General features: G+C 53.5%; 1 tRNA gene and 2 rRNA genes. All 3 read right to left on the minus strand.

Annotated elements, in window-relative coordinates:
- Positions 1-220: 220 nt before the first annotated feature.
- The 3 genes from PMI17_RS12505 to PMI17_RS12515 all read right to left on the minus strand — a co-directional run bounded on the left by PMI17_RS12505 (position 221) and on the right by PMI17_RS12515 (position 5,046).
- Positions 221-3,127 (minus strand): 23S ribosomal RNA (locus PMI17_RS12505).
- Positions 3,128-3,341: 214 nt separating this feature from the next.
- Positions 3,342-3,416: transfer RNA gene (locus PMI17_RS12510), tRNA-Glu, on the minus strand.
- A gap of 88 nt (positions 3,417-3,504) precedes the next feature.
- Positions 3,505-5,046, minus strand: a 16S ribosomal RNA gene (locus PMI17_RS12515).
- Together the 16S and 23S rRNA genes with 1 tRNA gene alongside form the textbook arrangement of a ribosomal RNA operon.
- Positions 5,047-5,293 lie beyond the last annotated feature (247 nt).

The raw sequence follows: 5,293 nt of genomic DNA on the forward strand, positions 1-5,293 counted from the left end.
GCTAAAGCCGCCAGGCAAATTCCTGCGCACGAAACGAATATTTTTCACTGATGCCGCGTTGCTCTCCCTCGCGTTACTCAGTCACATACTTCCGTATGCTCCTTCGTTCCGTCTCGGTCGGCGCCTCGCCTCAGCGTAAAATCTTTCGTTTCCGCTAATTCTTTATCCGTTAAACAAGCTGAAAATCCGGTCTCTCAGACCAAAACGCCTCTGGCGTTGTAAGGTTAAGCCTCACGGGTCATTAGTACCGGTTAGCTCAACGCATCGCTGCGCTTACACACCCGGCCTATCAACGTCGTAGTCTTCAACGTCCCTTCAGGACTCTCAAGGAGTCAGGGAGAACTCATCTCGGGGCAAGTTTCGTGCTTAGATGCTTTCAGCACTTATCTTTTCCGCACTTAGCTACCGGGCAGTGCCATTGGCATGACAACCCGAACACCAGTGGTGCGTTCACTCCGGTCCTCTCGTACTAGGAGCAACCCCCCTCAATTCTCCAGCGCCCACGGCAGATAGGGACCGAACTGTCTCACGACGTTCTAAACCCAGCTCGCGTACCACTTTAAACGGCGAACAGCCGTACCCTTGGGACCTACTTCAGCCCCAGGATGTGATGAGCCGACATCGAGGTGCCAAACACCGCCGTCGATATGAACTCTTGGGCGGTATCAGCCTGTTATCCCCGGAGTACCTTTTATCCGTTGAGCGATGGCCCTTCCATTCAGAACCACCGGATCACTATGACCTGCTTTCGCACCTGCTCGAGCCGTCACTCTCGCAGTCAAGCTGGCTTATGCCATTGCACTAACCTCCTGATGTCCGACCAGGATTAGCCAACCTTCGTGCTCCTCCGTTACTCTTTGGGAGGAGACCGCCCCAGTCAAACTACCCACCAGACACTGTCCGCAGCCCGGATTACGGGCCTACGTTAGAACATCAAACATTAAAGGGTGGTATTTCAAGGTTGGCTCCACGCAGACTGGCGTCCACGCTTCAAAGCCTCCCACCTATCCTACACATCAAGGCTCAATGTTCAGTGTCAAGCTATAGTAAAGGTTCACGGGGTCTTTCCGTCTTGCCGCGGGTACACTGCATCTTCACAGCGATTTCAATTTCACTGAGTCTCGGGTGGAGACAGCCTGGCCATCATTACGCCATTCGTGCAGGTCGGAACTTACCCGACAAGGAATTTCGCTACCTTAGGACCGTTATAGTTACGGCCGCCGTTTACCGGGGCTTCGATCAAGAGCTTCTCCTTGCGGATAACCCCATCAATTAACCTTCCGGCACCGGGCAGGCGTCACACCGTATACGTCCACTTTCGTGTTTGCACAGTGCTGTGTTTTTAATAAACAGTTGCAGCCAGCTGGTATCTTCGACTGGCTTCGGCTCGGGGAGCAAGTCCCTTCACCTACGCGCCAGCGTGCCTTCTCCCGAAGTTACGGCACCATTTTGCCTAGTTCCTTCACCCGAGTTCTCTCAAGCGCCTTGGTATTCTCTACCTGACCACCTGTGTCGGTTTGGGGTACGATTTCGTGTTACCTGGAGCTTAGAGGCTTTTCCTGGAAGCAGGGCATCAGTTACTTCACCACCGTGGTGGCTCGTCGTCACGCCTCAGCCTTAAGACACCCCGGATTTACCAAAGGTGTCAGCCTACACGCTTAAACCGGGACAACCGTCGCCCGGATAACCTAGCCTTCTCCGTCCCCCCTTCGCAGTAACACCAAGTGCAGGAATATTAACCTGCTTCCCATCGACTACGCTTTTCAGCCTCGCCTTAGGGGTCGACTCACCCTGCTCCGATTAACGTTGAACAGGAACCCTTGGTCTTCCGGCGAGCGGGCTTTTCACCCGCTTTATCGTTACTTATGTCAGCATTCGCACTTCTGATACCTCCAGCATGCCTCACAGCACACCTTCAACGGCTTACAGAACGCTCCCCTACCCAACAACGCATACGCGTCGCTGCCGCAGCTTCGGTGCATGGTTTAGCCCCGTTACATCTTCCGCGCAGGCCGACTCGACCAGTGAGCTATTACGCTTTCTTTAAATGATGGCTGCTTCTAAGCCAACATCCTGGCTGTCTGTGCCTTCCCACATCGTTTCCCACTTAACCATGACTTTGGGACCTTAGCTGGCGGTCTGGGTTGTTTCCCTCTTCACGACGGACGTTAGCACCCGCCGTGTGTCTCCCGTGATAACATTCTCCGGTATTCGCAGTTTGCATCGGGTTGGTAAGCCGGGATGGCCCCCTAGCCGAAACAGTGCTCTACCCCCGGAGATGAGTTCACGAGGCGCTACCTAAATAGCTTTCGGGGAGAACCAGCTATCTCCCGGTTTGATTGGCCTTTCACCCCCAGCCACAAGTCATCCGCTAATTTTTCAACATTAGTCGGTTCGGTCCTCCAGTTAGTGTTACCCAACCTTCAACCTGCCCATGGCTAGATCACCGGGTTTCGGGTCTATACCCTGCAACTTAACGCCCAGTTAAGACTCGGTTTCCCTGCGGCTCCCCTATACGGTTAACCTTGCTACAGAATATAAGTCGCTGACCCATTATACAAAAGGTACGCAGTCACCCCATAAATGAGGCTCCCACTGCTTGTACGTACACGGTTTCAGGTTCTGTTTCACTCCCCTCGCCGGGGTTCTTTTCGCCTTTCCCTCACGGTACTGGTTCACTATCGGTCAGTCAGGAGTATTTAGCCTTGGAGGATGGTCCCCCCATATTCAGACAGGATACCACGTGTCCCGCCCTACTCTTCGAACTCACAATCTGTGCACTTTCGTGTACGGGGCTGTCACCCGGTATCGCGCGACTTTCCAGACGCTTCCACTAACGCACAAACTGATTCAGGTTCTGGGCTGTTCCCCGTTCGCTCGCCGCTACTGGGGGAATCTCGGTTGATTTCTTTTCCTCCGGGTACTTAGATGTTTCAGTTCCCCGGGTTCGCCTCGCAACACTATGTATTCATGTTGCGATGATGCACTGAGTGCACCGGGTTTCCCCATTCGGACATCGTCGGCTGTAGCGGTTCATATCACCTTACCGACGCTTTACGCAGATTAGCACGTCCTTCATCGCCTCTGACTGCCAGGGCATCCACCGTGTACGCTTAGTCGCTTAACCTCACAACCCACAGGCGTTTTGCAACGCTCGGGACTGTAAGCATTTGAGAGACTCGAACGCATCGTGATTTCATTCTTATTACGGAGAATGAAAACGACGCGTCGTTTCAATTTTCAGCTTGTTCCGGATTGTTAAAGAGCAGTATCTCAAACATGACGGTTACGTCAGTTTTGAGATACGTCGTGGAGACACCTTTCACCTGTCACCAAGCAAGTGGCGTCCCCTAGGGGATTCGAACCCCTGTTGCCGCCGTGAAAGGGCGGAGTCCTAACCGCTAGACGAAGGGGACACGGTAGTGTCACGACTTCGCAGCCGTCTTGCTCATTACTTTCTATCAGACAATCTGTGTGAGCACTTCGCGGGAAGGTATCTTCAGGTAAGGAGGTGATCCAACCGCAGGTTCCCCTACGGTTACCTTGTTACGACTTCACCCCAGTCATGAATCACAAAGTGGTAAGCGCCCTCCCGAAGGTTAAGCTACCTACTTCTTTTGCAACCCACTCCCATGGTGTGACGGGCGGTGTGTACAAGGCCCGGGAACGTATTCACCGTAGCATTCTGATCTACGATTACTAGCGATTCCGACTTCACGGAGTCGAGTTGCAGACTCCGATCCGGACTACGACGCACTTTATGAGGTCCGCTTGCTCTCGCGAGGTCGCTTCTCTTTGTATGCGCCATTGTAGCACGTGTGTAGCCCTACTCGTAAGGGCCATGATGACTTGACGTCATCCCCACCTTCCTCCAGTTTATCACTGGCAGTCTCCTTTGAGTTCCCGGCCGGACCGCTGGCAACAAAGGATAAGGGTTGCGCTCGTTGCGGGACTTAACCCAACATTTCACAACACGAGCTGACGACAGCCATGCAGCACCTGTCTCAGCGTTCCCGAAGGCACCAAAGCATCTCTGCTAAGTTCGCTGGATGTCAAGAGTAGGTAAGGTTCTTCGCGTTGCATCGAATTAAACCACATGCTCCACCGCTTGTGCGGGCCCCCGTCAATTCATTTGAGTTTTAACCTTGCGGCCGTACTCCCCAGGCGGTCGACTTAACGCGTTAGCTCCGGAAGCCACTCCTCAAGGGAACAACCTCCAAGTCGACATCGTTTACGGCGTGGACTACCAGGGTATCTAATCCTGTTTGCTCCCCACGCTTTCGCACCTGAGCGTCAGTCTTCGTCCAGGGGGCCGCCTTCGCCACCGGTATTCCTCCAGATCTCTACGCATTTCACCGCTACACCTGGAATTCTACCCCCCTCTACGAGACTCTAGCCTGCCAGTTTCGAATGCAGTTCCCAGGTTAAGCCCGGGGATTTCACATCCGACTTGACAGACCGCCTGCGTGCGCTTTACGCCCAGTAATTCCGATTAACGCTTGCACCCTCCGTATTACCGCGGCTGCTGGCACGGAGTTAGCCGGTGCTTCTTCTGCGGGTAACGTCAATCGGTGAGGTTATTAACCTCACCGCCTTCCTCCCCGCTGAAAGTACTTTACAACCCGAAGGCCTTCTTCATACACGCGGCATGGCTGCATCAGGCTTGCGCCCATTGTGCAATATTCCCCACTGCTGCCTCCCGTAGGAGTCTGGACCGTGTCTCAGTTCCAGTGTGGCTGGTCATCCTCTCAGACCAGCTAGGGATCGTCGCCTAGGTGAGCCATTACCCCACCTACTAGCTAATCCCATCTGGGCACATCCGATGGTGTGAGGCCCGAAGGTCCCCCACTTTGGTCTTGCGACGTTATGCGGTATTAGCTACCGTTTCCAGTAGTTATCCCCCTCCATCGGGCAGTTTCCCAGACATTACTCACCCGTCCGCCACTCGTCACCCAAGGAGCAAGCTCCTCTGTGCTACCGTCCGACTTGCATGTGTTAGGCCTGCCGCCAGCGTTCAATCTGAGCCATGATCAAACTCTTCAATTTAAGTTTGATTTGCTGCAACAAGTGCAGCGATGCTCATCTGTAAAACGTCATAATGAATTTCATTATGTGTTCACTCGTGAGACTTGATATTTTGTTGCGTCCGGAGACGCTGATATCAATCCTGCGAGTGCCCACACAGATTGTCTGATAAATTGTTAAAGAGCGTTGCGAACAGCGGGTTAACCGCCTGTCGCGAGGTGGCGTATATTACGCTTTCCTCCTTCAGAGTCAAACACTTTTTTCAGCG

Source organism: Pantoea sp. GM01 (assembly GCF_000282675.1).
GTDB classification, from domain to species: domain Bacteria; phylum Pseudomonadota; class Gammaproteobacteria; order Enterobacterales; family Enterobacteriaceae; genus Pantoea; species Pantoea nemavictus.